Source organism: Tritonibacter sp. SIMBA_163, from assembly GCF_046535935.1.
Taxonomy (GTDB): domain Bacteria; phylum Pseudomonadota; class Alphaproteobacteria; order Rhodobacterales; family Rhodobacteraceae; genus Epibacterium; species Epibacterium scottomollicae.
Genome location: NZ_JAWJBP010000772.1, coordinates 1 through 257, shown reverse-complemented (window position 1 = coordinate 257; position 257 = coordinate 1). Strand labels below are relative to the sequence as shown.

1 pseudogene is annotated in these 257 nt (G+C 46.7%); it reads right to left on the bottom strand.

What is annotated here, in order from left to right:
• A pseudogene (locus R0J92_RS24415) lies at nucleotides 1-257 on the bottom strand (IS5/IS1182 family transposase); the annotation flags it as partial.

The following is a 257-nucleotide window of genomic DNA, read 5'->3' as shown; positions in this document are numbered from 1 at the left end:
CATCGGCGATGATCATCTTCGGCATAGGGAGGCTGGAAGCCGCTAGTTTCTCCAGATGCGGAAGGAAACAGCGCGTGTCCGTTGGTCGCTGATGCATCGAATAATAAAGAATGAACTGATTTTCTGTGGCCATTTGTACGTTATAAGCTGCTTTCAATTGACCATTTTTCATGTGATCATCTTTCATTCGCATAAAGGTCGCATCCGGGTCTGTTTTCGAAAAGCTGTTTCGACCACCGAAGATCTCGTGGTGCTGA